The organism is Brevundimonas sp. UYEF29, assembly GCF_040546195.1.
In the GTDB taxonomy this organism is placed as follows: Bacteria; Pseudomonadota; Alphaproteobacteria; order Caulobacterales; family Caulobacteraceae; genus Brevundimonas; species Brevundimonas huaxiensis.
Genome location: NZ_JBEPNH010000006.1, coordinates 17,762 through 42,711, shown reverse-complemented (window position 1 = coordinate 42,711; position 24,950 = coordinate 17,762). Strand labels below are relative to the sequence as shown.

22 protein-coding genes, 1 tRNA gene and 2 pseudogenes are annotated in these 24,950 nt (G+C 66.8%); 10 read left to right on the top strand and 15 right to left on the bottom strand.

Going from position 1 to position 24,950, the window contains the following annotated elements; translation table 11 throughout:
• The first annotated feature begins 33 nt into the window (after window positions 1–33).
• Both clpB and ABIB58_RS10805 read left to right on the top strand, forming a co-directional pair.
• Window positions 34–2,634: an ATP-dependent chaperone ClpB gene (gene clpB, locus ABIB58_RS10810; protein WP_354040830.1), complete on the top strand. Its 2,601-nt coding sequence runs from the start codon at window positions 34–36 to the stop codon at window positions 2,632–2,634.
• 236 nt (window positions 2,635–2,870) lie between these two features.
• On the top strand, window positions 2,871–3,209 hold the full coding sequence (locus tag ABIB58_RS10805) for a GIY-YIG nuclease family protein (protein WP_354040828.1): 339 nt from the start codon (window positions 2,871–2,873) through the stop codon (window positions 3,207–3,209).
• A gap of 393 nt (window positions 3,210–3,602) precedes the next feature.
• On the opposite strand, the gene prmC is transcribed toward ABIB58_RS10805, so the two are convergent.
• The gene (gene prmC / locus ABIB58_RS10800; RefSeq protein ID WP_354040825.1) at window positions 3,603–4,514 is read right to left on the bottom strand and encodes a peptide chain release factor N(5)-glutamine methyltransferase; all 912 of its coding nucleotides are present in this window, start codon (window positions 4,512–4,514) and stop codon (window positions 3,603–3,605) included.
• Window positions 4,515–4,523: 9 nt separating this feature from the next.
• Between prmC and ABIB58_RS10795 the strand changes: the two genes are divergently transcribed.
• Entirely contained in the window at window positions 4,524–5,885 is a 1,362-nt protein-coding gene (locus ABIB58_RS10795) for a YihY/virulence factor BrkB family protein (protein ID WP_354040823.1), read from the top strand.
• On the opposite strand, the gene hslU is transcribed toward ABIB58_RS10795, so the two are convergent.
• Window positions 5,875–7,176, bottom strand: a complete 1,302-nt coding sequence (gene hslU / locus ABIB58_RS10790) for an ATP-dependent protease ATPase subunit HslU (RefSeq protein WP_354040821.1) — start codon at window positions 7,174–7,176, stop codon at window positions 5,875–5,877. The genes ABIB58_RS10795 and hslU overlap by 11 nt on opposite strands.
• A 185-nt stretch (window positions 7,177–7,361) precedes the next feature.
• Window positions 7,362–7,922 carry an inorganic diphosphatase gene (ppa, locus tag ABIB58_RS10785; protein WP_039246191.1) on the bottom strand — a complete coding sequence of 187 codons (561 nt, stop codon included), beginning with the start codon at window positions 7,920–7,922 and terminating at the stop codon, window positions 7,362–7,364.
• A 141-nt stretch (window positions 7,923–8,063) separates the two neighbouring features.
• On the opposite strand from ppa, the gene ABIB58_RS10780 reads away from it, so the two are divergent.
• Window positions 8,064–8,747, top strand: coding sequence for a DUF599 domain-containing protein (locus ABIB58_RS10780; protein ID WP_242077955.1), 684 nt, complete (start codon window positions 8,064–8,066; stop codon window positions 8,745–8,747).
• Window positions 8,748–9,005: 258 nt separating this feature from the next.
• On the opposite strand, the gene ABIB58_RS10775 is transcribed toward ABIB58_RS10780, so the two are convergent.
• Window positions 9,006–9,830: an N-formylglutamate amidohydrolase gene (locus ABIB58_RS10775; protein ID WP_354040818.1), complete on the bottom strand. Its 825-nt coding sequence runs from the start codon at window positions 9,828–9,830 to the stop codon at window positions 9,006–9,008.
• Between the two features lie 112 nt (window positions 9,831–9,942).
• Between ABIB58_RS10775 and cpdR the strand changes: the two genes are divergently transcribed.
• Both cpdR and ABIB58_RS10765 read left to right on the top strand, forming a co-directional pair.
• Complete coding sequence (gene cpdR / locus ABIB58_RS10770) at window positions 9,943–10,299, top strand: cell cycle two-component system response regulator CpdR (RefSeq protein WP_017506825.1); 357 nt, start codon at window positions 9,943–9,945, stop codon at window positions 10,297–10,299.
• 136 nt (window positions 10,300–10,435) lie between these two features.
• Window positions 10,436–10,510, top strand: a tRNA-Val gene (locus ABIB58_RS10765).
• Between the two features lie 52 nt (window positions 10,511–10,562).
• Here ABIB58_RS10765 and ABIB58_RS10760 read toward each other — a convergent pair.
• Together ABIB58_RS10760 and ABIB58_RS10755 are read right to left on the bottom strand one after the other, a co-directional pair.
• On the bottom strand, window positions 10,563–11,252 hold the full coding sequence (locus ABIB58_RS10760; protein ID WP_354040815.1) for a DNA polymerase III subunit epsilon: 690 nt from the start codon (window positions 11,250–11,252) through the stop codon (window positions 10,563–10,565).
• A 162-nt stretch (window positions 11,253–11,414) separates the two neighbouring features.
• Window positions 11,415–11,558, bottom strand: a complete 144-nt coding sequence (locus tag ABIB58_RS10755) for a hypothetical protein (RefSeq protein ID WP_354040813.1) — start codon at window positions 11,556–11,558, stop codon at window positions 11,415–11,417.
• A 129-nt stretch (window positions 11,559–11,687) separates the two neighbouring features.
• On the opposite strand from ABIB58_RS10755, the gene ABIB58_RS10750 reads away from it, so the two are divergent.
• Window positions 11,688–12,359 carry a DUF1345 domain-containing protein gene (locus ABIB58_RS10750; RefSeq protein WP_354040811.1) on the top strand — a complete coding sequence of 224 codons (672 nt, stop codon included), beginning with the start codon at window positions 11,688–11,690 and terminating at the stop codon, window positions 12,357–12,359.
• A gap of 423 nt (window positions 12,360–12,782) precedes the next feature.
• Here the strand turns inward: ABIB58_RS10750 and ABIB58_RS10745 are convergent.
• The 4 genes and pseudogenes from ABIB58_RS10745 to ABIB58_RS10730 all read right to left on the bottom strand — a co-directional run.
• Window positions 12,783–13,149, bottom strand: a pseudogene (locus ABIB58_RS10745) (IS3 family transposase); the annotation flags it as partial.
• Window positions 13,150–13,340: 191 nt separating this feature from the next.
• Window positions 13,341–13,895, bottom strand: a complete 555-nt coding sequence (locus tag ABIB58_RS10740; protein ID WP_026108291.1) for an HdeD family acid-resistance protein — start codon at window positions 13,893–13,895, stop codon at window positions 13,341–13,343.
• 95 nt (window positions 13,896–13,990) lie between these two features.
• The gene (locus ABIB58_RS10735) at window positions 13,991–14,908 is read right to left on the bottom strand and encodes a MipA/OmpV family protein (RefSeq protein ID WP_017504300.1); all 918 of its coding nucleotides are present in this window, start codon (window positions 14,906–14,908) and stop codon (window positions 13,991–13,993) included.
• An 85-nt stretch (window positions 14,909–14,993) separates the two neighbouring features.
• Window positions 14,994–16,298: an alpha/beta hydrolase gene (locus ABIB58_RS10730; protein ID WP_137720901.1), complete on the bottom strand. Its 1,305-nt coding sequence runs from the start codon at window positions 16,296–16,298 to the stop codon at window positions 14,994–14,996.
• A gap of 155 nt (window positions 16,299–16,453) precedes the next feature.
• Between ABIB58_RS10730 and ABIB58_RS10725 the strand changes: the two genes are divergently transcribed.
• The 3 genes from ABIB58_RS10725 (at window position 16,454) to ABIB58_RS10715 (ending at window position 18,433) form a co-directional block, all read left to right on the top strand.
• Window positions 16,454–17,455, top strand: a complete 1,002-nt coding sequence (locus ABIB58_RS10725) for a lipoprotein N-acyltransferase Lnb domain-containing protein (RefSeq protein ID WP_137720902.1) — start codon at window positions 16,454–16,456, stop codon at window positions 17,453–17,455.
• Between the two features lie 85 nt (window positions 17,456–17,540).
• Window positions 17,541–17,966, top strand: coding sequence for an organic hydroperoxide resistance protein (locus ABIB58_RS10720; protein WP_026108292.1), 426 nt, complete (start codon window positions 17,541–17,543; stop codon window positions 17,964–17,966).
• The gene (locus tag ABIB58_RS10715; RefSeq protein WP_017504304.1) at window positions 17,963–18,433 is read left to right on the top strand and encodes a MarR family winged helix-turn-helix transcriptional regulator; all 471 of its coding nucleotides are present in this window, start codon (window positions 17,963–17,965) and stop codon (window positions 18,431–18,433) included. The genes ABIB58_RS10720 and ABIB58_RS10715 overlap by 4 nt, the downstream gene beginning before the upstream one ends.
• Before the next feature lie 9 nt (window positions 18,434–18,442).
• Here the strand turns inward: ABIB58_RS10715 and ABIB58_RS10710 are convergent.
• The 5 genes and pseudogenes from ABIB58_RS10710 to ABIB58_RS10690 form a co-directional block, all read right to left on the bottom strand.
• Window positions 18,443–18,593, bottom strand: a pseudogene (locus tag ABIB58_RS10710) (IS5/IS1182 family transposase); the annotation flags it as partial.
• 49 nt (window positions 18,594–18,642) lie between these two features.
• Window positions 18,643–19,782 (bottom strand): hybrid sensor histidine kinase/response regulator, encoded by a 1,140-nt coding sequence (locus tag ABIB58_RS10705; protein WP_017504305.1) that lies wholly within the window; start codon window positions 19,780–19,782, stop codon window positions 18,643–18,645.
• Window positions 19,779–20,348, bottom strand: a complete 570-nt coding sequence (locus ABIB58_RS10700) for a chemotaxis protein CheB (RefSeq protein ID WP_017504306.1) — start codon at window positions 20,346–20,348, stop codon at window positions 19,779–19,781. The genes ABIB58_RS10705 and ABIB58_RS10700 overlap by 4 nt, the downstream gene beginning before the upstream one ends.
• The gene (locus ABIB58_RS10695) at window positions 20,345–21,184 is read right to left on the bottom strand and encodes a CheR family methyltransferase (protein ID WP_246846106.1); all 840 of its coding nucleotides are present in this window, start codon (window positions 21,182–21,184) and stop codon (window positions 20,345–20,347) included. The genes ABIB58_RS10700 and ABIB58_RS10695 overlap by 4 nt, the downstream gene beginning before the upstream one ends.
• Window positions 21,181–24,612, bottom strand: a complete 3,432-nt coding sequence (locus tag ABIB58_RS10690) for a response regulator (RefSeq protein WP_168189888.1) — start codon at window positions 24,610–24,612, stop codon at window positions 21,181–21,183. Before ABIB58_RS10690 ends, ABIB58_RS10695 begins: the two co-directional genes overlap by 4 nt.
• Window positions 24,613–24,950: the final 338 nt, after the last annotated feature.

Here is a 24,950-nt window from a genome sequence, read left to right as displayed (position 1 = left end):
CGCGGGCGAAATCCGCCTGATGAGGGGACTGTTATGAATCTCGAACTCTATTCTGACCGCGCCAAACAGGCCGTTCAGTCGGCCCAGTCGCTGGCTCTCGCCCGCCGTCACCAGCAGTTCGCGCCCGAGCATCTGCTCAAGGTGCTGCTGGAGGAACGCGACGGCCTGGCCCGCAATCTGATCACCGCCGCCGGGGGCGATGCCCGACGCGCCGAGGCCGATGTCGAAACCGCGCTGAAGAAGCGCGCCCAGGTCACCGGCGGCTCGGGCCAGCTCTATCTGGACGGCGACACCGCGCGCGTCTTCGCCGCCGCCGAGGAAGCCTCCAAGACCGCCGGCGACGCCTTCGTCACCACCGAACGGCTGCTGGCCGCGCTCGCCAGGGAAGGCGGGGTCGCCGCCGAGGTGCTGAAGGCTTCGGGCGTCACGGCCGAGAAACTGGACGCCGCCATCGCCGAGGTGCGCAAGGGCAAGACCGCCGACAGCGCCGGCGCCGAAGACGGCTATGACGCCCTGAAACGCTACGCCCGCGACCTGACCCTGGCCGCCCGCGACGGCAAGATCGACCCGGTCATCGGCCGCGACGAAGAGATTCGCCGCACCATCCAGGTCCTGGCCCGCCGCACCAAGAACAACCCCGTCCTGATCGGCGAACCCGGCGTCGGCAAGACCGCCATCGTCGAGGGCCTGGCCCTGCGCATCGTCAACGGCGACGTGCCCGAATCCTTGCGCGACAAGACCGTCATGGCGCTGGACATGGGCAGTTTGATCGCGGGCGCCAAATACCGCGGCGAGTTCGAGGAGCGTCTGAAATCCGTCCTGTCCGAGGTTTCGGCGGCTGAGGGCGGGATCATCCTGTTCATCGACGAGATGCACACCCTGGTCGGCGCCGGCAAAGGCGACGGGGCGATGGACGCGTCCAACCTGCTGAAGCCTGCGCTGGCGCGCGGCGAGCTGCACTGCGTGGGCGCCACGACGCTGGATGAATACCGCAAGCACGTCGAAAAGGACGCTGCGCTCGCCCGCCGCTTCCAGCCGGTCATGGTCGAGGAGCCGACGGTGGAGGACACCGTCTCCATCCTGCGCGGACTGAAGGAGAAGTACGAGGTCCACCACGGCGTGCGCATTTCCGACAGCGCCATCGTCGCCGCCGCCACCCTGTCGAACCGCTACATCACCGACCGCTTCCTGCCGGACAAGGCCATCGACCTGATCGACGAGGCCGCCAGCCGCGTGCGCATGGCCGTGGACTCCAAGCCCGAGGCCCTGGACGAGATCGACCGCCGCCTGGTCCAGCTGAAGATCGAACGCGAGGCCCTGAAGAAGGAAACTGACCCGGCCTCGAAAGCCCGTCTGGAAAAGCTGGAGGACGAGATCGCCGATCTGGAAGGCCAGTCCGACGACCTGACCCGCCAGTGGAAGGCCGAAAAGGACAAGGTCGGCCAAGGCGCCCAGCTGCGTGAAACCCTGGACCGCCTGCGTCTGGAACTCGCCAACGCCCAGCGCGCCGGCGACCTGGGCCGGGCGTCAGAGATCGCCTACGGCCAGATCCCCCAGATCGAAAAGCAGCTCGAAGAGGCCGAGGCTGATGAGACCTCCGGCGCCTCAGGTCGTGGGGGCCCCCTGACCCCCGAGGTCGTCGACGCCGAACAGATCGCCGCCGTCGTCAGCCGCTGGACCGGCGTGCCCGTCGACAAGATGCTGGAGGGCGAACGCGAGAAACTGCTCCAGATGGAAACCGCACTCGGCGGTCGCGTCGTGGGTCAGGACGAGGCTTTGGCCGCCGTCTCCGACGCCGTGCGCCGCGCCCGCGCTGGCCTGAACGACCCCAACCGTCCGCTGGGCAGCTTCCTGTTCCTGGGCCCGACCGGCGTGGGCAAGACCGAACTGACCAAGGCTCTGGCCGACTTCCTGTTCGACGACGAGGCGGCCATCACCCGCCTGGATATGTCGGAATATATGGAGAAGCACAGCGTCTCGCGCCTGATCGGCGCCCCTCCCGGCTATGTCGGCTATGACGAGGGCGGCGCCCTGACCGAGGCCGTGCGCCGTCGCCCCTATCAGGTCGTCCTGTTCGACGAGGTCGAAAAGGCCCACCCCGACGTCTTCAACGTGCTGTTGCAAGTGCTCGACGACGGCCGCCTGACCGACGGGCAGGGACGCACCATCGATTTCAGGAACACCCTGATCATCATGACCTCCAACCTGGGCAGCCAGTATCTGGCCGATCAGGGCGAGGGGGATGATGTGGAGGCCGTGCGCCCCTTCGTCATGGACGCCGTGCGCGCCCACTTCCGGCCCGAGTTCCTGAACCGGATCGACGAGATCATCCTGTTCCACCGCCTGGGCCGCGACCAGATGGGCGGCATCGTCCGCATCCAGCTGTCACGCTTCGAGAAGTTGCTCGCCGACCGCCGCCTGACCCTGGACCTGGACGACAGCGCCCTGGCCTGGCTCGCCGACCGCGGCTACGATCCCGCCTATGGCGCACGGCCGCTGAAACGCGTCATCCAGAAGGACCTGGTCGATCCGATCGCGAGGAAGCTGCTAGCCGGCGAGATCGAGGACGGCGGCGTGATCGCGGTAACAGCGGGCGAGGGCGGGCTGGAGATCGGTAAGATGCGGGTGCATTAGGACCATCCTTTCGCCATCCTCCGGCAAGCCGCGTCTTCGCGGCGCAGACCGGGGGACCCAGCGGCGCCGTCAGGCGAAATCTTTCCGCCGCACGATGCAGGAAGGCACGTCCGCGACAGGGTCGCGCTCTCGCGCGCCGCTGGGTCCCCCGGTTCCGCTGCGCGGCCCGGAGGATGACGAAAGGAGAGAGCGGCGTGCTGGATGACGAAAGAGGGCGTATGGCATAGGTTGTGCGGATGCCGACGCATCGGACGTTCATCGCGACCTACATCATGGCCAGCGGGCGCAACGGCACGCTCTATACCGGCATGACAACCAACCTGGAGGCCCGGGTCTGGAAGCATCGCAACGGCGTGTTCGACGGCTTCTCAACCGCGCATGGATGCACGCGGTTGGTCTGGTTCGAGCGGCACGCCTGGGTGGTCGAGGCCATCGCGCGCGAGAAGCGGATCAAGAAGTGGCTGCGGGACTGGAAGCTGAAGCTGATTGAGGCGGAGAACCCGGAATGGCGGGATCTGGCCGACGACTGGTTTCCGGTGAGCGATCCGAACTGGCGACCGCCGGTTGAAGATTAACTTTCGTCATCCTCCGGCGCCCTCGCGAAAGCGAGGGGAGACCGGGGGACCCAGCGGCGCGCGTGAGCGCGAACCTGTCGCGGACGCGGTGTCGAAACATCACGAGTCGGATGGATCGCCTTCGGCGCCGCTGGGTCCCCCGGTCTGCGCCGCGAAGGCGCGGCTGGCCGGAGGATGACGAAAGAAGAGGTAGCCGTCTTAATCGAGATGGGTCCCGTCAACGATTTCAACACCCTGCCGCCCGCTAGCGTCATCCTCCTGCCCACGCTCCCAAAACCGTGCGATCCTGTCTCGGTTCGTCCGCAGGGGACGCAGTGCACGGCCGGGGAGGGGCAATTCAGACGAATTAGACGAATTAGACGGTGTTTTTGTCCGCCGACCGTCTGATCTCGGTCAGTCCTGCGGGATCGGATTGGTGCGCGGGTCCGGGCCGTTGGTGACGACGCGGTCGCGTTCGCCCAGGTCCTTGATGATCTTGACGTCGGTGAAGCCGGCGGCCTCGAACAGCGCCTTGACCTGCGGGCCCTGATCGAAGCCGATCTCGACGGCGAAGACGCCCAGCGGCTTCAGGATGCGTTTCACCTCGGGCGCCAGGTCGCGGTAAGCCTGCAAGCCGTCGGGGCCGCCGTCCAGGGCCAGGTGCGGGTCGTGGTCGCGGACTTCCGGGTCCAGGGTCGCGATATGGTCGGTCGGAATATAGGGCGGATTGGACAGCACCAGGTCGAAGCTGGCGTCGCCGAAGCCCGCCGCCCATTCGGTGCGCAGGAAGGTGGCGCGCTCGTTCAGGTCCAGGTTGGCGGCGTTCTCCTTGGCCACCGCCAGGGCCTCGGACGAGATGTCGGTGCCGACCCCGCGCGCGGCCGGCCGTTCGGCCAGAAGCGCCAGCAGGATCGCGCCCGAGCCGGTGCCCAGGTCGATGGCGTCGAAGGCTTCGTTCTTGCCGAAGGCCAGCATGGAGACGTCCATCAGGGTCTCGGTGTCGGGGCGGGGGCTGAGGACGTCGGGGGTGACGTTCAGCATGATCTTCCAGAATCCCTTCTTGCCGACGATGCGCGAGACGGGCTCGCGCTTCAGCCGGCGCTCGACCATGGCCTCATAGGCACTCAGCTGGTCGGCGGTGATGGGCCGATAGGGGTCGGTCAGGATGTCCATGCGGCGGGCGCCGGCGGCGGCCTCCAGCAGCAGGCGGGCGTCGATGGCGGGGCTGTCGATGCGGCCGGTCTTCAGCCGGGCCTGCGCCGCCTTCCAGGCGGTCAGCAGGGTCGGGGCGTCGGTGTCGGACTTGGGCGTGATGGGGTCGGTCATGGGCGTTGATTGGCCCGCCCCGGCGCCGATTTCAAGCGCGACGGCAGGGAACGTCAGGCCAGCTTGACCGTTCGCGTCGGGATGACTGCGCGCCGCCCCTCCCGCCTCGCCCCGCTTCGCAACCTGTTCGCCCGCACGCCGGCGCCGGTCGAGCGCGGCCGGCTGTGGAAGTTCCTGGGGGCCGCCGCCGGGGGGCTGGCCGCCGGCGCCGGCGCCGCCCACCTGCTCTACAGCCAGGGGCACAAGGTCGGGGTCGAGCTGCGCGCGCCCCGCCCCGAACCCCTGCCGCCCAAGGTCCCCACGCCCGAGGACTATGAGGCCCAGGACCCCGGTCGCGGCCGCATGGCCAAACGTCCCGAGCACATTCCGCACAAGGGCTGGTCCGACATCGTCTGGCGCACCGGCGGGTCCTATTTCGACGACCGGGTCGGCTTCGTCGCCGGCGGGGTGACCTTCTTCACCCTGCTGTCGCTGTTCCCGCTCTTGGGGACGTTCGTGACGCTTTATGGCCTGTTCGCCGATCCGACCGACGCCTGGGGGCGGCTGCAGTTCCTCTACGCCCTGCTGCCCGACAGCATCGCCGAGTTCCTGGGCGGAGAGATGCAGCGCCTGGCCGAGAACTCCAACAGCCAGTTGACCTTCACCCTGGCCTGGACCCTGGCCCTGTCGCTGTGGACCGCCAACGGGGCGGTCAAGGTGCTGTTCTACGGCCTGAACGTCGCCTACCACGAGGTCGAGCGCCGCAACATCGTGCGCTACAACCTGATCTGCATGGTCTTCACCGTGGGCGCTATCCTGGCGGTCCTGCTGACCTCGGCGCTGGTGGTCGGCGTCCCGGTGGTGGTGCGGCTGTTCGGCCTGGAGGAGGAGTGGGGCCTGATCGCGCCGCTGCGCTGGCCGCTGCTGCTGGTCGGCTATGTCGCCGCCCTGACCGTCATCTACCGCTATGGCCCCTGCCGTCAGCGCGCGCGCTGGCGCTGGGTGACGCCGGGCGCGATCTTCGCGGCCCTGCTCAGCCTGACCGTGTCCTTCCTGTTCAGCTGGTATCTGTCCAACTTCGTGCGGACCGACAGCTACGGCCCGCTGGCGGCCATGATGGGTTTCGTGCTGTGGACCTGGCTGTCGGTGCAGGTGATCCTGATGGGCGCCGAGCTGAACGCCGAGATCGAGCGCCAGACCGCCGTGGACACCACGACTGGCAAGCCCCTGCCGATCGGCGAGCGGGGCGCCAAGGTCGCCGACAGCATCGGCCCCCGTCGCGGCAACCCTGCGGCTCTCGCCTTCACGCAGCGCCATGCCGAAATGATGGCCGACCGGATCATGCGCCGCCCCAACCGTCACGCCGCTGGGGCGCCGACCGCTACAGAATGAAGCGGCTCAGATCGACGTCCTTGGTCAGGGCGTCCATCTTCTCGCGCACCGCATCGCCGTCGAAGGTCACGGTCTGGCCCGACAGGTCCGAGGCCTTGAAGCTTGTCTCCTCCAGCACCCGCTCCATCACGGTCTGAAGCCGGCGCGCGCCGATGTTCTCGACGGCGCTGTTGGCCGCCACCGCCGCATCGGCCATCGCCTCGACCGCATCGTCGGTGAAGGTCAGGGTCACGTCCTCGGTCGCCAGCAGGGCCTGGTTCTGACGGATCAGATTGGCCTCCGGTTCGGTCAGGATGCGCTTGAAGTCGTCGCGCGTCAGGGCCTTCAGCTCGACCCGGATCGGCAACCGCCCCTGAAGCTCGGGCAGCAGGTCCGAGGGCTTGGCGACGTGGAAGGCGCCCGAGGCGATGAACAGCACATGGTCGGTCTTCACCGGCCCATACTTCGTCGAGACCGTGGTGCCCTCGATCAGGGGCAGCAGGTCGCGCTGCACCCCCTCGCGCGACACGTCCGCGCCGGACGCGCCCTGACGAGCCGCCACCTTGTCGATCTCGTCCAGGAAGACGATGCCCTCGTTCTCAGCCAGTTTCAGCGCCTCCTGCGTCAGGCTGTCCTGATCCAGCAGCTTGTCGCCCTCTTCGGCGATCAGGGGCGTCGTCGCGTCGCGCACGGCCAGCTTGACGGTCTTGGTGCGCCCGCCGCCCATCTTGCCCAGCATCTCCGACAGGTTCAGCAGTCCGACGTTGCCGCCGCCCGGAATGTCCAGCCCCTGGATCGGCGAAGCGGTGTCGGCCAGCGCGATCTCGATCTCCTTGTCGTCCAGCTCTCCGGCGCGCAGCTTCTTTCTGAAACTGTCCCGCGTCGCCGGGCCCGCGCCCGGTCCGACCAGGGCGTCCAGGATTCGGTCCTCGGCGGCGGCCTCGGCCTTGGCCCGCACGTCGCCGCGACGGCGCTCGCGCACCATTATCAGGGCGCTTTCGACCAGGTCGCGCACGATCTGGTCCACGTCGCGTCCGACATAGCCGACCTCGGTGAACTTGGTCGCCTCGACCTTCAGGAAAGGCGAGCCGGCCAGCCGCGCCAGTCGACGCGCGATCTCGGTCTTGCCGACGCCGGTGGGGCCGATCATCAGGATGTTCTTGGGCGTCACTTCGTCGCGCAGGGTTTCGGGCACGCGCTTCCTGCGCCAGCGGTTCCTCAGGGCGACGGCGACGGCGCGCTTGGCGTCGTTCTGGCCGACGATATAGCGATCCAGTTCGGAGACGATCTCGCGGGGGGTCAGTTCAGTCATGCGACGCAGATAGGAGAGGCCGAACCGTTGCGGGAGAGGGGCGGGGCGTCGCAGCGTGATTTTGAAGCCGGGGCTGCCGACTATGCCTCCTCCGGGCTCGGCGCGGCGGCGATAGCAGATCGCCCAGCGAAAAGGCGTCCCCCGATCGGAGGACGCCTTAAGGCTTCAAGCGCTCGTCGCTAGTATCAGGCGGCGTTGGCGGCCTTGTTCTTGGCCAGCTTGTCCTGGTGGGCCTGCATGCCCTTGGCGATCAGGTCGGCGGCCTCGCCGGCGTCGCCCCAGCCCTCGACCTTGACCGACTTGCCCTTCTCCAGGTCCTTGTAGCGAGTGAAGAAGTGCTCGATCTGCTCGATCAGGATAGCCGGCAGCTGACGATAGCTGGCGATCTCGGTGTAGTAGGGGTTCAGCTTGTCGACTGGCACGGCCAGGATCTTCTCGTCGCCGCCGGCCTCGTCCACCATCTTCAGCACGCCGATGGGGCGCGAACGGATGACGCAGCCCGGAACGACCGGCGTCGGGTTCAGCACGATCACGTCGCAGGGGTCGCCGTCGTCCGACAGGGTGTGCGGCACGAAGCCGTAGTTGCCCGGATAGTACATGGCGGTGTGCAGGAAGCGGTCGACGAACAGGGCGCCCGATTCCTTATCCATCTCGTATTTCACCGGCAGGCCGCCTTGCGGGATTTCGATGATGACGTTGATGTCCCAGGGAGCGTTCGGGCCGACGGGAATGGCGTCGAGGTTCATGGCGGGGTCTTTGCTGCGACTGCGAAACTTTGAAAGGCGAAGGGTGATAGGCTCCCCGGCTCGTCACGGCAAGGGCGACCTGTGGCGAAGGCCGGCGCGGGCGGGCTTGCGTCGCGGCGCATCATCGCGGACATCTGGATCATGACCTGGACCGATTGGGCGGCGCTGGCCCTCTTCTTCATCTGCTGGCTGGGATACAGCCCCATCCTGGCCTTCATCAGCCGTAAGGGCGGCTCGCTGAACCAGGACATGGAGCATGTCCGGGCAGCCTGGATGCAGTCCATGACCCATCGCGAGATGAAGCTGATCGACAGCCAGCTGATGGGCCATTCGATCAACTCCGCCTCCTTCTTCGCCTCCACCAACCTGCTGCTGATCGCGGCGGTGGCGGGCATCCTGTTCGGCGGCGAAAGCGCGCTTCAGGGGTTTGCCGCCGTCGGGGCCGAAAACGTGCCGATGAAGATTCTGGAGGCCAAGCTGGCGCTGGTGCTGATCTGCCTGGCGCGCGGCTTTCTGGATTTCATCTGGGCGCTGCGCCAGATGAACTACGCCCTGGCGCTGATCGGGGCGGCGCCCGAAATCCACACCAAGACCGACCGCAAGGCCTTCAGCGAGGCGGCGGGCCAGCTTTTGAACCCGGCGCTGAGCGCCTTCAGTCAGGGTGTCCGCGGCTACTATTTCGCCCTGGCGGCGGCGGCCTGGCTGTTCGGACCGTTGTGGCTGGCGCTGGGCGTCGCATCCTCGTTCGGCCTGTTGATCTATCGTCAGGAAGCGTCGCCCGCCGCCCGCGCCATTCGCAATGCACGGCGGCTGCTGGACAACTGACCTGCTCTTTTCGCAGTTGCGAGATCGAGCGCCCATCCGACTTTCGTCGAAAGAGGGCCGTATTGTCCAGCGAACCGCCATATTTGCGTAACAAGGCGTGACCGACTAGGCGCGCATGGGTCTTGACCCATTGTGCATCGCAACCTAAGTTGACCTCTGACGCCTCCGGGCGTCTTGCCCTTCCTGGGCGTTTCCTCCCTATAGACTTTTATGCCGCACCCTCGGGTGCGGCTTTTTTTTGATCTGATCAGCGATCAGTCATGCCGACCACGCGTCCCCGCACACGGCTGCGATCACGCGGGAGAGGGCCTTCTGCGTCTTGGCGTAGGTCCCGTTGGGGGTCAGCGTCGCCTCGTCCAGATACAGTTTGCGGCTCAGCTCGATCTGGATGGCCTCATAGCCCTCGTCCGGCCGTCCCCAGCGCTGGGTCGACCAGCCGCCGGCGTAGGGATGGTTCTGCGCGACGCGCCAGCCCAGGCCCTCGAACAAATCGCGTAGCCGTCGGCTGAGCCGCGCGCTGCAGGCCGAGCCGTAACGATCGCCCAGCACGACTTCGGCCCCGACAGCGCGAGCCGGCATCGAATGCCAGTCGATCAGCACGGCGCGTCCGTGCGTCGCGCGCGTAGCCTGCATCCGTTCGCCCAGGGCCTGGTGATAGGGGGCGTGGACCCTGGCGATGCGTTGTCTGGCCTCCGCCAGAGTCAGCCGGCGCGCATAGAGCGGCGTCCCGTCGCCGGCCAGGCGGGGGATCACGCCATAACCGGCGGCCGTCTTGGCTCCGACCGGTCCCTCCAGATCCGCGATCAGGGCCGGGTCAAGCTCGGACGGATCGCGGTTCAGATCGACATAGGCCCGGCCGATCCGGCCTTCGATCAGCGCGGCGCCTCTGCGCGGTCCTTCTGCGATCAGGCGCCCGACCAGGGCGTCTTCGGCGCTTTTCAGGCTGGCGCGCGACAGGCTTGGCGCGGCGTCCATGTCGTCGGGATAGAGGTCGCCGGAGTGGGGCGAGGCGAACACCAGCGCCGTCGCGGGCGCGTCCGCCGCCGGGGCGGTGATCGAAAAGCTGTCGCCGCCGTCGGTCATGCCTTCGATTACCGCGTTTCGCTGTGGAAGGAAGTCGGCTGATCGGCGAATTTCATCGGCGGTTTACCGTTCCGGCTTTAGGTTTGCGGTCTGTTTCAAGGGTGTTTCTCGAATGGCGCGTATTCTCCTGGCCGAAGACGACGGTTCGTTGCGCGGATTTCTGACGCGCGCGCTGGAGCGGGCGGGTCACCAGGTCATCGACTGCGAGAACGGCGACGACGCGATCGACGCCCTGGAACACGGTCCCTACGACCTGCTGCTGACCGACATCGTCATGCCGGGCGCCGACGGGATCGAGGTCGCTCGGGTGGCCGCCGCCCGCCAGCCCGGCCTGCGCATCATGTTCATCACCGGCTTCGCCGCCGTCGCCCTGACCGCCGCCCAGGCCACGCCGGACGCCAAGGTGCTGTCCAAGCCTGTCCACCTGCGCGATCTGGTCAATGAGGTCGAGCGGATGGTCGCCGCCTGACCCTTCGGTGCGACTGGGCCGAGCGGTGTTCGTCGAGAAATCGCATTCTTGCCGCTAAATCGGCTTGATGCCGACCGGCCTCGCCGCTATACGACCGCTCTTCCCGCTCCGAAGACGTTTTTCGGAGCCCTACGGCGGATGCGTAGCTCAGCGGGAGAGCACCTCGTTGACATCGAGGGGGTCACAGGTTCAATCCCTGTCGCGTCCACCATCTTCCTTTCTTTTCAGATCAGTCGCCGTCAGCTCCGGCTGGCGTTCGCGCGCTAGAGCAGGCGTCCCTGATCCGACGTCCGGACGACCGTGTCCGTCATCAGGCCGCGGCGGCGAAGCTCGGTCGCGGCGGTGAAGGCGATGTCGATGTCGCGTCCCGACGCCAGGATCTGAAGCCGGTCGGCATCCACCGCGCTCCACGCCTTGCCGCGCTCGGGGCCGGCGGGCACGCGGGGCAGCAGTCCCGGTTCGCGGCTCCAGGCCAGCAACTGCTCGACGGTCGTCTGGTTCAGCATGTCGCGCAGATGGTGGGCGGTGACATAGGCGTCGGGCAGGGCGCGATGCGCCGGCAGGCCGAGCTCATGCACCAAACCCTCGGGCCGACGCAGATAGCGCAGCATCTGGTTGGAGAAGCGCGGCAGGTCGGGCCACAGCCGCAGGGCGCATTTCCAGGTGCAGATCCACCTTGCGCCGCTTGACAGGGCAGGGGTGCAATACCGCTGCTCGAAGCTGGCGCGGTGAGCCGCCAGGGCGATCACGCCCGTCTCCGGGCGAAGGATGGGCGGCGCGACAGCCTTCCAATAGCCGGCGTCCTGAACCCACTCGTCCAGAATGTGATGGACCGCCATGGTGTCGGGCGAAATCGGCCGGCCGGGATTTACGAAACGGGCGCCGCGCGTCGCATCCAGACGCCACGGCCCGGCCCCGTCGCGCACCACGTCCTGCCAGCCGATCTCGCACACGTCCTGAGGGCCGGATCCGGCGGTCTCCAGGTCGATGACGCGGATGCGTTGGGGTGATTGGGCGAAGTCCGTCAGGGCGTCCTCGGCGTAGGGTTCACACCTGACAACGCCCGGGGCGCCGAATTCGGTCCGGCGCCTGAAAAGACCGCCGACAGCGCGTCGTCAGTTCGGCAGATGAACCAACCCGTGCGGCATCACGGTCATCACGGCCCAAAGGCCGACGAGCACCACGGGCGAGGCGATCAGCGCCCGCCGACAGCGATGCGCCAGATAAAGAGCTTCGCCGATCACGATCGACACCAGCATTCGCGTTTCCCCCGAAACGATAAGCGACACTTCTATGACGTCGCCGCCGGATATGTCCCTCAATGAGACGAAATCCATTTTGTCGTAGCCGCTACGCAGGCCGCTCCGTCGCTGGACGTAAGTCTCGGAATGCGCAATCTCGAGGGCATGGGATCTGTCGCGCGCCCGTTCCGTCTGCATTTGTCGCTATGGCTCGGGCTGCTGGTCCTGGCGGCCGTCGCGGCGCTGGCGCCGACCAGCCTCGGCTGGCCGATGCGATTGGCGGCCGGCTGGGACGCGGGCGTGGCGACCTTCCTAATCGCGACCTTTGCGCGGATCTTTCGCGCGCGTTCTCAGGAGGCGATGCGACGCCGCGCGGCCGAACTGGATCAGGCGGGCGTTCTGGTCCTGCCGCTCAGCATGGCGGCGGCCGTCGCCAGCGTCGTGGTCCTGGTCCTCGCCATGGTGGCCAGCGACGGCAAGCCGACGGTCGGGCAGGCGGTGTTCTCAGTGTGCACCGTCGGCCTTTCGTGGCTGTATGTGCACATCATCTTCGCCCTGCATTACGCCCACGGCTTCTACGCCCCGCGCGATGACGGCAAGGGCGATCAGGGCGGGCTGATCTTTCCGGGCGAGGAGGACGCGGACTACTGGGACTTTCTGCACTTCGCCCTGATCATCGGCGTGGCGAACCAGACGGCCGACGTGCAGATCTCCAGCCGCAAGCTGCGCGGCCTGGCGACATTTCACAGCCTGATCGCCTGGTTCTTCAACGCCGTCATCCTGGCGCTGACCGTCAATCTGGCCGCCACCCTGCTGTAGGGCATGAGTGTCGCACGATCACATGCGACCGCGCGTGAGCGTGACCAAAAGAGCTGATTTGAAAGGATGGCCAGTCTCCCTCTTCCTCGAAATATCGATGGAAGAGGGAGTCTGATGGTGGTGTGCCAAGGAGCGGAGGTCATTCTCTCCGTGACCGGCACTTCCAAAATGTGCCGGCTAACTCCCTGATCGAGCCGCTTAAACAGGGAATAGCTCAAACTTAGCCAAATCCTCTCTGAACACCTGAGCCTTTAAGCTAATGCTTCTTAGAAGGTTTTCACGATCCCGCGCCAGAAATGCGGTTCCAAATACAGGGAAACGCATGTCATTTCAGGCAGAGCGTGGAACGACTCGAGCCAAATCTAAATAAACATCGTAGCTATCGTCGGCGGCCGACGATCACTTGTCCAAAGTCACGATATGCCTATGGTGGTGGAGCACCGCGCAGGCGCGCCGCTCTGACACGTTCAACTCGGCCCGCACCTTGTCGATGCAGGTCCGGCGACGGGCAGGGCTCAGAAGTTTTCCGGGGCCGCCTCCCACAGGATCAGCTTGTCCAGCGTCAGGTCCGACACCCCCCCGACGCAGCCGGGCGTTCTCCAGCTAAAGCGCCTTCGCCGTTTGACCTGATCCGTCTTCATCCCGCCGAACGCCGCCGCCAGTGGAAGTACGTCGTCTCAGTCACTGCGATCGTCTTCACCCCTCCGAGATCGACTTGCCTTGCCCGGTCAGCACCTCAACCTGGCGCAGCTTGGCTATGATCTCCGGGCTTGTGGCGCTTCCCGGCCATCCTTGGTTCCATCCATTCCGGTCCGCAGACCAACATAGGATCACTTCAAAGAGCGCAGACCACGATCTTGGATACGGTCCGCCTCGGGGCAGTTATTCCCGGCCCGCGCCGTGATGCGTTCGGCAAGCAGCCCCTCGACCGCGGCCTTCAGAGCGGCTGCGATCGGGGGCTCCGTTTTCCGAACGACTCGTTCAGCGCCCTATTTTCCGCAGCTTCAGCGACAGGGTGACGATCAGGAGGCCCGAAACGATGGCCCAGGCGCCGATCAGCCAGACCAGGGCCAAGGCGCCCGCGCCGGGAACGACGATGACGGCCAAACCGAACAGCACAGAGATCGCGCCGGAGAGGATCAGCAGCCACTCATTGCGGATCGTCTTGCGCAACTGGATGGCGCCGACGATCTCGAAGATACCGCGGGCGATGGCCGCCGCGCCGATGATGACCACAAGGGCGACGGCGGTCACGCCGGGCAAGGCCAGGGCGACCGCGCCCGCCGCCAGTCCCACGAGCCCCACGACGGCCAGCCACCAGCGCGGCGCAAGGCCGCCCCCGCGGATGGCCCCGAGCAAGGCGAACGCGCCGTCCAGAATGGCGTAAATTCCGTAGAGGATCACTAGCGTCAGCAACGTCACCTGGGGCCAAGCGAAGGTCAGGACGCCAAAGACGATGGCCGCTAAGCCGCGCAGCAGAAGCAACCACCAGGCCCGGCTCAGAAAGTCTCCAAGCGGATTGAAATGCGTATCCATGAGTTCAGCCCCGTCATTTGCGGCGTCATTCGCCGCGTGGAGGCCGGGCGTCATCGCCCGACCGGAAAACTACCAGCCGCCGAAACGGCGCACGATCAGAATCCCCCCTGTTCGTCTCGAGCCTGGATCAGGGGGCTGTCGGCGACGTCGCCCATGGCCCGCTCGGCGTTGGCGAAAGTCGCCACGGCCCAGTGGTCGCCGATCGGCGTCAGCATCAGGAAGGCGACGCCGACGTTCCGGACGCCGCTTCCCGGCGCATAGGGCGTAAGACCGGTCACACTCGCCGCGTCGGCATCGACGCCGAAATAGGCGTCGTTGCTGCGGGCGTCGCCGCCGCGTTCATAGAGGGTGCTCTGCAATAGGCCGATGCGCGTCAGGCGCTGGTGCGAGGCCGAGGCGTAGTAGGTCGTCCCCTCGGTCTGACTGCTGATGTCACGCATGACACGTCCGCCGACCGAGATGTTCCCCGGAATCCCGACGAAGGCATAGACCGCCATGTCGGCGCCGAGGTCGGGCAGGTCCAGCCCCTCGATGGCCGACTGACCGGAATAATGCGGCCGAAGCTGCGCGCCCGCCCTCAGCCCGTCGTCGGCCACGACATTGTAGCCGAGCCCGTCGAGCGGATTGCCGTAGACCCGGTTGCGCCAGTTGAAATCGGCCCAGGGCGTGGCGTTGAACCGGGTCTGCAGGCGCGAGATCAGCAGGTCGATATCCGCCTCGACCGCCTCGCGCCGGTCGGCCAGGTCCACCCTGGCGTCATCGATGTGGGCCTTCGCGGTCGCCCAGTGATCGGCCATCAGGGCGTTGAAACGGTCACCCTGGGCGTGGAGGGTCGCGATCGGTTGATGCTCCTTTTGCCAGCGGTTCACGGCTTTCTCGGCCTGCTCCGTCGCGAGGCCGAACCCCCTCTGGATCAAGCCCGCGATCTCCCTGAGGTTGCCCTTGACTGCGCCGGTCTGGTCATCGAGGCTTTCGGCCCACAGGCGCTGGATGCGACCCGAAACGATCTCCACTGGCCGGCCAGCTGGTTCGTGTTCATCGAAGCGGTCCGTGTGTTGGGGCTGCCTGGGACTGGCTGATTGATATGGATTTTATCTTTTAATCCCGCTCCACGGATGCACCTTGATGTGGATCAATCACCGGTCGGGGAGAACTGAGGGCGTCCGCTTCGTCCACTTCGACGGGCGGCCCCGGCGGTGTGACGTCCGGAGCGTCATCTGCGATCGTGCGCGTGTCCGAGGGCGCGACCGCCTCGGCGGGGGCGGCCTGGGGCTGACGCGTCACCGGAGCCTTTTGGGAGATGTCGGAAGTGATCGCCTCGGCGACGTCCAGAACCAAGGCGCCTAGCGGCAGGTCGGAGCTTCCCGACAAGCCCGGGCCGGACACCAGGCTGCTGCCCAGCAGCCGGACCACCTCGGGGCTCTCTGAGAAGACTGAATGGTTCAGCCGGTCACGGCCGCGGACATCGGCCAGATTGATGACGGTGACGCCGCCGGTCCGCTCCAGCTGGCTGCGGATAGGCTCCTCGGACGGGTCGAGGGCGCCGACGCGTTGCACGCCTCCGGCAAGCAGGCGCGAAACCCGCAGGGCCTGGTCGTCGCGCGAGACCAGGAAGGTGAAATGGGGCCGGTCAGGGCCCAGAACCGCGACCTGCTGGGCGAAGACGTCCACGTCCAGGTCCGGCGCGGCGAGGATCACATTCTCGATCTTTGGGTCGACCCGTCCCTCGCGGATCGCGTACTGGCGCAGCGCCTCGACCGCGATCCAGCTGCCCATCGAATGAGCCATGACGGTGACCTCGGTCACATTCGGATTGCGCGCGGCCAGCCGGAGCAACTGTTCCAGGGCGTCGCGTGAATAGTTGGCGCTTTCCCTATCGTAGACATAGGCATAGATCCGGCCCAGCGAGGGCCATGTGAACAGTACCGGCGCGGCCTGGATGCCGGAATCATTCGTCAGCTGGGCGAGGGAATAGACGGCCCGGTCGAACGGCACATTGAAGCCGTGCACGAAAATCAGCAGGCGGCCTTCCTTCAGCTGCGCGTTCATCCACGCCTCGGCCGAGGCGTCGTCGACGACCGGATCGATGGAGAGGGTGGCGAACTCCCGCGCGGGATCGGCCTCGCGCCGACGCGGCCATTCGACGGCGCCGATCTGGTGGGCAGGAGGGATCGAGACGTCGACCACCATGGCCGTCAGGTGTTCCCCCCTCTTGCCTGAATAGACCACGCCCGGCGCCTCGGTTGGGGCGCGCGTGGAATAGACCAGCATGCTGACCTCCTGGGCGCCCGGCGGGGGCGTGGCGATCGGCAGCAGCACGCCGGAGGGTGCGGTCGCGCAGGCCTGCACCCCCAAGCCGAGAAACAGCAGCGGGCCCAGCGCCAGGGCGCGGCGGAGGGGCAAGGAGCCTAAGATCGCCCCGACCGTTCGAAAGGGAACCATTGATCACACGCCTGGATGTCGCTACCGAGTATTGAAACTCGACGTATCATTTGGATTTGCCCCGATCCAGTCGGATTATGGGTGTCTAGCGATGCAAGGATGACACGGGGCAACAAGTGTTGAATCGAGCAGCGCGCGTCGCGGCGAGCCTTCTCATTGTCGTCCTGGCGGTCTTCTGCGGCCTGGCGATCCGCTACTGGATTCCTTGGCCGGCATGGCTGCGGGATGTGGGCGCCCTGCTGTTTCCGGTCGCAGTCCTGGGGCTGTGGTTCGCGCCAGGACGGTTGAGGCGCGCGCGGCGGGGAATGGGAGCGGTCCTGCTGGCGGTCCTGTTGGGCGCCTACTGGACCAAGGCGCCGGTCGCGCAGAACTGGCGTGACCTGCACGCCGAGGAAGCCTGGGCGGTGATCGACGGCGACCGGGCGACCATCCACAATTTCCGCGACGCCTTGCACGACCCTGGCGTCGCCTCGACCCCGCGCTGGACGACGCAGACCTTCGATCTGTCGACCCTTGAGGGGATGGATCTGATCCTCCAGCCGTTCGGCGACCTGAAGGCGATGGAGCATGTGATGCTGTCGTTCCGGTTCGCCGACGGCCGCCACGTCGTCGTCTCCATGGAGGCGCGCCAGGCGAGCGGCGCCGAGTTCGACCCCCTAGCGGGCTTCTTCCGGCGCGACCCCATCTATCCGGAACTGGCCACCGAGCGCGACCTGTTCTGGGAGCGGTTGGCCAGGACGCCGCCGGACGAGATCCAGATCTATCCGATCCGCCAGAGCCCTGAGGTCGTCCGCGTTTATTTCGAGCGCATCCTGCGGTTCACGACCCAGGTTCACGAGCGCCCCAAGTTCTATTCGACCCTGACCGAGAGCTGCATGACCTCCTTCATCAACCTGGCGCCCGAACGTTTCGCCTCGGTGCCATGGTATGATTTGAGGCGCTGGATTCCCGGCTATGCCCTGCCGCTGTTCCAGCAGCTGGGTCTCGTCGACGACACCATCCCCGCCGATGCGCTGGCGCGGGTCAGCAGCCTGCCAACCGATGTTCGACCCCCGTCGGAGTTTCCTGACGATGCGTCCTGGAGCGCCTATCTCCGAGCGCAGCTTGCAGCAAAGTGATCCGCAGCGGCGTTTCTCGGTGCAAGCTTGATATCCATGGCTGCGCAGATATATGGCTAGCCATATATTTCTGTTGGAGGGAATGATGAGCGCTCTTTATACGACCACGGTACACGCGGTCGGCGGCCGCGCCGGCTCTGTTCGCAGCGAGGACGGATTGCTCGCCCTTCCGCTCGCCCTGCCCCGAAGCCTTGGCGGCAAGGGAGACGCGACCAATCCGGAACAGCTGTTCGCCGCAGGTTACGCCGCCTGCTTCGGCAACGCCGTGATCCACATCACCCGCAATCGGGAAAGGAAAATCGGAGACGACGCCGTCGAGGTCACCGCGACCGTGGGCATGGAGCCCAATGCCGGTGGGGCGTTCGCCCTTACCGTGGCGCTCGATGTCACCATCGCTGGCGTCGATCAGGAGATGGCCGAAGCGATCGTCGAGGAGGCGCACAAGGTCTGCCCCTATTCGAACGCGACCCGGGGCAATATCGAGGTCGCGCTTTCGGTGAAGACCCGGTGAACTCCGGCGCCGATGCGGCCGGGCGAGGAGGGGAAGACCCGCTCCGGCTCGACCAGCAGGTGTGTTTTCCGCTTTATGCGGCGACGAACCTGCTGCAACGGCTCTACAAGCCGCTTTTGGAGCCGCTTGGCCTGACATACGCGCAATATCTGGTGGTGCTCGTATTATCGGCGCAGGCGCCGATTTCCGTAGGAGAGCTGGGCGCCTGCCTTCACCTCGATATTGGGACCTTGAGCCCGCTTTTGAAGCGCATGGAGCGGGCCGGTTGCATCAAAAGACGGCGTGACGCCGACGACAAGCGCCGCGTCCTCCTTACTCTCACGTCGCGTGGCTGCGCCCTGCATGATCGCGCCAGAAGCATTCCAGCGGAGCTTGCAAAGAAAGCGGGCTTGAAACCGGCCCAAATCAATGACCTGCGCGAGCAGGCGCAAAGGCTGATAAAACAGTTAGATGGCGCCTTGGCTTAGGCTCAGAGCTCAAAGCCAGAAGAGCAAGGTTGCGGCGAGGGCTATGGCGGGCAGGGAGACCTTCGGGCATCGATCATAGCAAGTGCCGATGCGCCGCCAGTCTTTTAGGCGACCGAAGATGATCTCGATGCGGTTTTCGCTTGTAGCGACGCCTGTCATACCGGATGGACTCGGTACGGGTTGGCCGATGGTGTTCGGCGTGGCGCGCCTCAGACCGAACGAGGGAGGCGCACGGTGAAGCGGCTGCCTTGGTCCTCGCCCTCGCTGGAGACGGCGATGGAGCCCCGGTGCAGCTCCACCAGCTGTTTGACCAGGGCCAAGCCGATGCCGAGCCCCTCGGACGACCGCGTGTCGGGGCCTGGAACCTGGGTGTAGAGGGCGAAGATTCTCTCCTGCATCTCGGGTGGGACGCCCACGCCATTGTCCTCGACCTCGATCTGGACGAAGTCGGCCTCCAGTCCCGCCGACAGCCGGAGTTCGCCACCGGCGGGGGTGTATTTGGCGGCGTTGGTCAGAAGGTTGCTGACGACCTGCGACAGTCGCGTGAAGTCCCCCGCGATCCACGCCGGCTCGTCCGGCAGCTCCACGGTCAGCGCATGCAGCCCGGCGTCGATCTTCGGACGGCTTGTGTCGATCGCCGACTCCAGCACGGCCTGCAGCGACACGCGTTCCAGACGCAGGGCGATCTTGCCTTGGTCGATGCGCGACACGTCGAGCAAATCCTCGATCAGGCGCGACAGATGCAGCACCTGGGTGCCCATCCGTTCGCGGATCACCCCGGCCTTGGACCCGTCCGCCTCGCGCTCCAGAAGTTGCAGCCCGGCCCTCAGCGCCATCAGAGGATTGCGCAGCTCATGGCCCAGGACGGCCAGGAACTCGTCCTTGCGGCGGTCGGCCGCCCTCAACTGGGCGGCGTAGGCTTCGAGTTCGTCGCGCTGGCGCAACATCTGGCGGCGCTGATCGAAGAGGTCGAAGAAGACCTCGGCCTTGCTGCTCAGGATGTCGGCTTCGATCGGCTTCTGAATGAAGTCCACCGCCCCGGCCTCATAGCCGCGGAAGCGTCGCTGGTGGTCCGCGCTGCCCGCCGTGACGAAGATGATGGGCACGTGGCGCGTCCGCGTCGATCCCCGCATGTATTCGGCCAGTTGGAAGCCGTCCATGCCGGGCATCTGCACGTCGAGCAACGCCAGGGCGACGTCATGCGCGAGCAGCAGTTCCAGCGCCTCGTCGCCGGTGCGGGCCTTGAGGAACGTCAGGCCGTCGCGCCGAAGCAGGGCCTCGAGCGCGAGCAGATTTTCCTGCAGATCGTCCACCAGGAGGACGGGGATGGGATCGTCGGTCTGGGTCATCCGGGCATCCGTGCAAGGTGGTCGGCGATGGCGTCGAGATCGAGGACCCGGGCGGGGCAGGCGGCCAGGGCGGCCTCGGGCATGGTCGAGGCGTAGGCCTGTCTCGGATCCTCGACGATCGTTTCACCGCCCGCCGTCGCCACGGCCTGCAACCCCGCGGCGCCGTCGGTGTTGGCGCCGGTCAGGATCACCCCGGTCAGACCCGCGCCATAGGCGTCGGCCGCGCTCTCGAACAACACGTCGATCGACGGGCGGGAATAGTTGACCAGCTCGTCCGACGACAGGGCCAGGCTTCCGTCGCGTTCGACCAGCAGGTGATAGTCCGAGGGCGCGAAATAGACCACGCCGGCCGCGGCCGGCTCCTTGTCTTCGGCCTCCTTGACGCGAACGCGGCAGCGCGACTGCAGCAGAGGCGCGAGGACGTTGTCCCGGTCGGCCGGGACATGCACCGCCACCAACACCGGCGCCGGAAACTCCGCCGGCAGGGCGGGCAGGATCTTCAGCAGGGCCTGGACCGCCCCGGCCGAGGCGCCGATGACGACGGCGCGTGTCTCGTTCGTCGTCATGCCGCGCGCTTCCTGTAGATCTTCTCCTCGCGCACGAACTCGCCGAAGGCGTCGGCGTGGGCGGAGAAGCGCAGGCTTTCCTTCGCCCCCAGGCCGAGGAAGCCGTTGCGGGGCAGGGCGTCGCGAAACAGGCCGATCGCCCGGTCCTGCAGCGCCCGGTCGAAATAGATCATGACATTGCGGCAGGAGATCAGCTGCATCTCGGCGAAGACGGCGTCGGTCACCAGGCTGTGGTCGGAGAAGACGACCCGGCTCCGCAGGCTCTTGTCGAACACCGCCCGGCCGTAGTCGGCGGTGTAGTAGTCCGACAGCGACGAGCGCCCGCCGGACTTCTGGTGGTTCTCGGTGAAGGTCCGCATCCGGTCGAGCGGATAGACGCCGGCCTCCGCGATGCGCAGCGCCTCGGGATTGATGTCGGTCGCATAAAAGAGGGTGCGATCGTAGAGCCCCTCCTCGCGGAACAGGATGGCCAGCGAATAGACCTCCTCCCCATGGCTGCAGCCGGCCACCCAGACCTTCAGGGACGGATAGGTGCGCAGGTGCGGCAGCACCGTCTCGCGCAGCGCCCGGAAGTAGGACGGATCGCGAAACATTTCGCTGACCTGCACCGTCAGATAGCCGAGCAGGCGCGGCAACATGCCGGGATTATGCAGTACCGCGTCCTGCAACGCCGACAGCGTGGGATAGCCCATCTGCTCGCGGGCCTGGACCAGGCGGCGCTTGATCGAGGCTCGCGCATAGCGGCGGAAGTCGTAGTGATAGCGCTGGAAGAGGCCCTCCAGCAGCAGCGCGATCTCGAGGTCCTCGACGCTGTCGGGCGCGGGCAGGGGGCTCACCGGGGCATCCACACGCGCACCAGCGACAGCAGCTTGTCCACGTCGATCGGCTTGGCCATGTAGTCGTTGGCGCCGGCGTCCAGGCAACGCGCCTGATCGTCCGGCATGGCCTTGGCGGTCAGCATCAGGATCGGCAACTGGGCCCAGCGCGCGTCGGCGCGGATCTTCGTCGTCGCCGTGAGGCCGTCCATCACCGGCATCATCACGTCCATCAGCACCAGGTCGATGGCCAAGGCCGGATCGGCCTCGGCCGCGGCCAGGGCGTCGATCGCCTCCTGGCCGTTTCGGGCGATCTCCACCACGGCGCCCCGGGGCTCCAGCACCTGCGTCAGGGAGTAGATGTTGCGCACATCGTCCTCGACGACGAGGATGCGACGACCTTCCAGCACGGCGTCGCGGTTGCGCGCCTTCTGGATCATCCGCTGCTGCTCGGGCGGCAGGTCCGACACCACCTGGTGCAGGAACAGCGACACCTCGTCGAGCAGCCGTTCCGGCGACCTGGCCCCCTTGATGATGATGGAACTGGAATAGCGCCGCAGCTGCTGCTCGTGCTCGGGCGACAGGTCCCGGCCGGTGTAGACGATCACCGGCGGGAAGGCGCGGTCGCCGTCCTGGCTCAGGGTCTCCAGCAGAGAGAACCCCGAGGCGTCCGGCAGGGTCAGGTCCAGCACCATGCAGTCGAAAGTCTGACGCGCTAGAGCCTCCAGGCATTCCGCCGCGGTGCCGACGCCGACGATCTCGACCTGGCTCGAGCCCAGCAGCCGTTCTACCGCGTCGCGCTGGACCGGATCATCCTCGACCACCAGGACCCGGCGGACGGTGCGCGCCAGGGTCTCCTCCAGGTCTGTCAGCACCTCGGCCAAGTCCTCGCGCCGGACCGGCTTCATCGTATAGCCGCGCGCGCCCAAGGCGAGGGCGGTCTGGCTGTGATCGTCGGCCGAAACGATGTGGATCGGAATGTGCCGCGTACGGTCGTCGCGCTTGAGGCTGTCGAGCACCGTCAGTCCGGACTGATCCGGCAGGCCGATGTCGAGGACGATGGCGCTGGGGCCGTGACGTCGCGCCAGCGCCAGCGCCTCCTCGGCGGTGCTCGCCACCAGGCACTGGAAGCCCAGCTCCCGCGCAAGGTCGCGGACGATGGCGGCGAAACGGTCGTCGTCCTCGATCACCAGCAGCAGGCGCCGCGCGCCCGCGATCCGCTCGCGGTCGTCCTCGATGGCCCGCGGCATGGCCGGGCGCGTCGCGGCAGGCGACAAGGTCGGCGACGGCTCCTCGCCTGCAGAGGGCGCCTTGGCAGGGACGGGACGCGCGGCCACGGCGTCAGGGTCGTACATCCGAGGCGTCGTCAGGGTGAAGGTGCTGCCCTCGCCGGGCTTGCTCTCGAGCGCGATGGCGCCGCCGAGCAACCGCGCCAGCTCCCGAGAGATCGACAGGCCCAGACCCGTGCCTCCATAGCGGCGGCTGATGGTGCCGTCCGCTTGCTGGAAGGCCTCGAACACGCTCGCGTGCTGGTCACGCGAGATGCCGATACCCGTGTCCTTCACCGCGAAGGCCACGCCGTCGCCGTCGGGCCGGATGGAGAGGCGTACGCCGCCTGTCTCGGTGAATTTGAAGGCGTTCGACAGCAGGTTCTTGAGGATCTGCTCCAGCCGCTGCCGGTCGGTCTCCACGATTTCCGGCACGGCCTCGTCGACCTCGACGGCGAACGCCAGGCCGCGTGTTTCCGCCACCGGCTGAAACAGCTGGCGAAGGTCGGCGGCCACGCGCTCGACGGAGACGCCCTCGGCGCGCACCTGGACGTGACCGGCCTCGATCTTGGACAGGTCCAGAATGTCGTTGATCAGCGTCAGCAGATCGTCGCCCGAGGCCTGGATCGTGCGGGCGAACCGCACCTGGTCCTCCGTCAGATTGCCGTCGGCGTTGTCGCCCAGCAGCTTGGCCAGAATCAGCAGCGAGTTCAGCGGCGTGCGCAGCTCATGCGACATATTGGCGAGGAAGTCCGACTTGTACTGGCTGGCCTGCTCCAGGTCCCGGGCCTGACGCGCCAGGTCGGCGCCGACCTTCTCCAGGTCGTCGCGCTGCGTCTCGAGGGTCTGGGCCTGCTCCTCGAGCTGGCTGTTGGTCTGTTCGAGTTCGACCTGCTGCTGTTCGAGGCGGACCTGGGATTCCTTCAGCGCCCGGCCCTGCTCCTCCAGCTCCTCGTTGGAGACGCGCAGCTCCTCGCTCTGCACCTGCAACTCCTCGGCCTGGCGCTGGGTTTCCTCCAGCGCGTCCTGCAGCTCCGAGCGATAGCGTGCGGACCGCAGCGCCACGCCGACCGCGTCGGCGGCCGCCTCAAGCAGTTCCCTCACGAGGGCGCCCGGCGGATGAAGGAAGCCGAGTTCGATCACGCCGTTGACCGACCCGTCGACGCGGGCCGGGGCGATGAGCAGGTGCCGCGGGGTGTCGCGGCCCAGGGCCGAACCGATGGTCAGATAGCCTTCCGGCACCTCGGACAGCAGCACCGGACGGCCGTCGGCCGCGACCTGGCCGAGCAACCCTTCCTTGAGGCGGAAGGTCTCCGGCGTCGGCGCGTCGGCGGGAACGCCGAGCGCGCCGGCCCGCTGGAAGCGGTCGCCCTGGCCGGCGAACAGCACCGCCGCCTGCGAGCCGACGTAACGCGACAGGAAGGCCAGGACATTGTCGGCCAGCTGTTCCAGCGTCAGGTCGCCGCTGACGGCCTCGGCCAGACCGACCTGGCCCGATCGCAGCCAATCCTGCCGCGCCCGCGCGCGGGCGCTGCGGCGAATCAGCAGAAAGACGCTCACGGTCAGGACGCCGCCCAGCAGCGCCGACAGGATCCCGCTCAGGACGGCCGTTCGATACGCGACCTCCATCTGCGCAAGCCAGTCCTGCCGCTGCCGCAGACCCTCGGCCCGCACCGCGGCGACCCGCTCCCGGATGGCCTCCATCTCCGTCTTGCCCCGATCGGTCGCGACGACGGCCAGCGCGGGCGCGAACCCCTTGTTACGGCGCAGCGCCACCGTCTCGCGCAGTTCGTCCGTCTTGGCGGCGACGTTGCGGCGCAGCTGCGCGATATTGGCTTGCTGGCGCGGATTGGCTCGGGTCAGCTCCGCCAGACTGTCCAAACGCTCGTCCACGACGGCCATGGCGCGGTCGTAGGGCTCCAGATAGCGCTCGTCGCCGGTCAGGATGTAGCCGCGTTGCCCCGTCTCGGCGTCTTGGACCGCGCTCAGCAGATCGTCGGCGCCGATCAGGACGGAGTGGGTGTGGACGACTCTCTGATTGTTCGAGCGCAGGTCCTGAATGTTGGCGTAGGCGATGACGCCGCTGATCAGGAAGAACGCTAGGACCACGGCCAGGCCCGCGCCGGCCCAAAGCTCGACCTTGGAGCGAGCGAACATCTCACGGGACTTGAGAAGGTGCATGGGCGATCTCGGCGTGAAGAGAGGCGAGCCTGCCTACCGGCTCGATCTGCTCCCGCAAAGCTCAAACTGACGGCGAGGCGGCGTGTCAATCATCAGGCGGATCGACGAGCCGACGCCACGCACCGCTTGCCTGACCAGTTTAGCGTGGCTCGTGTGTTAAGGGTCTGAATATCGCCGAGGCGCAGACCGCCGAAAGGCACGCTCTATCTGCTCGTCCCGATCGACCGCGCCAGCAAGTTCGCCGTCACGCAACAGGTTGGTGGGGCCGACAGACGAGTCGCCTGGTGGATTCCAAAAAATCTGCAAGAGGCTTTTGCCTTACAAGACGTGTACGATCC

What these genes read in the sequence shown, in the direction of transcription:
- ABIB58_RS10700 (WP_017504306.1), bottom strand. Translation starts at nt 20,348, where the DNA reads ATGACGACGAACGAGACACGCGCCGTCGTCATCGGCGCCTCGGCCGGG.
- ABIB58_RS10740 (WP_026108291.1), bottom strand. Translation starts at nt 13,895, where the DNA reads ATGGATACGCATTTCAATCCGCTTGGAGACTTTCTGAGCCGGGCCTGG.
- ABIB58_RS10755 (WP_354040813.1), bottom strand. Translation starts at nt 11,558, where the DNA reads ATGCTGGTGTCGATCGTGATCGGCGAAGCTCTTTATCTGGCGCATCGC.
- hslU (WP_354040821.1), bottom strand. Translation starts at nt 7,176, where the DNA reads ATGACTGAACTGACCCCCCGCGAGATCGTCTCCGAACTGGATCGCTAT.
- clpB (WP_354040830.1), top strand. Translation starts at nt 34, where the DNA reads ATGAATCTCGAACTCTATTCTGACCGCGCCAAACAGGCCGTTCAGTCG.
- ABIB58_RS10750 (WP_354040811.1), top strand. Translation starts at nt 11,688, where the DNA reads ATGCGCAATCTCGAGGGCATGGGATCTGTCGCGCGCCCGTTCCGTCTG.
- ABIB58_RS10720 (WP_026108292.1), top strand. Translation starts at nt 17,541, where the DNA reads ATGAGCGCTCTTTATACGACCACGGTACACGCGGTCGGCGGCCGCGCC.
- ABIB58_RS10775 (WP_354040818.1), bottom strand. Translation starts at nt 9,830, where the DNA reads ATGACCGACGGCGGCGACAGCTTTTCGATCACCGCCCCGGCGGCGGAC.
- ABIB58_RS10705 (WP_017504305.1), bottom strand. Translation starts at nt 19,782, where the DNA reads ATGACCCAGACCGACGATCCCATCCCCGTCCTCCTGGTGGACGATCTG.
- ABIB58_RS10805 (WP_354040828.1), top strand. Translation starts at nt 2,871, where the DNA reads ATGCCGACGCATCGGACGTTCATCGCGACCTACATCATGGCCAGCGGG.
- ppa (WP_039246191.1), bottom strand. Translation starts at nt 7,922, where the DNA reads ATGAACCTCGACGCCATTCCCGTCGGCCCGAACGCTCCCTGGGACATC.
- ABIB58_RS10780 (WP_242077955.1), top strand. Translation starts at nt 8,064, where the DNA reads ATGACCTGGACCGATTGGGCGGCGCTGGCCCTCTTCTTCATCTGCTGG.
- prmC (WP_354040825.1), bottom strand. Translation starts at nt 4,514, where the DNA reads ATGACCGACCCCATCACGCCCAAGTCCGACACCGACGCCCCGACCCTG.
- ABIB58_RS10690 (WP_168189888.1), bottom strand. Translation starts at nt 24,612, where the DNA reads ATGCACCTTCTCAAGTCCCGTGAGATGTTCGCTCGCTCCAAGGTCGAG.
- cpdR (WP_017506825.1), top strand. Translation starts at nt 9,943, where the DNA reads ATGGCGCGTATTCTCCTGGCCGAAGACGACGGTTCGTTGCGCGGATTT.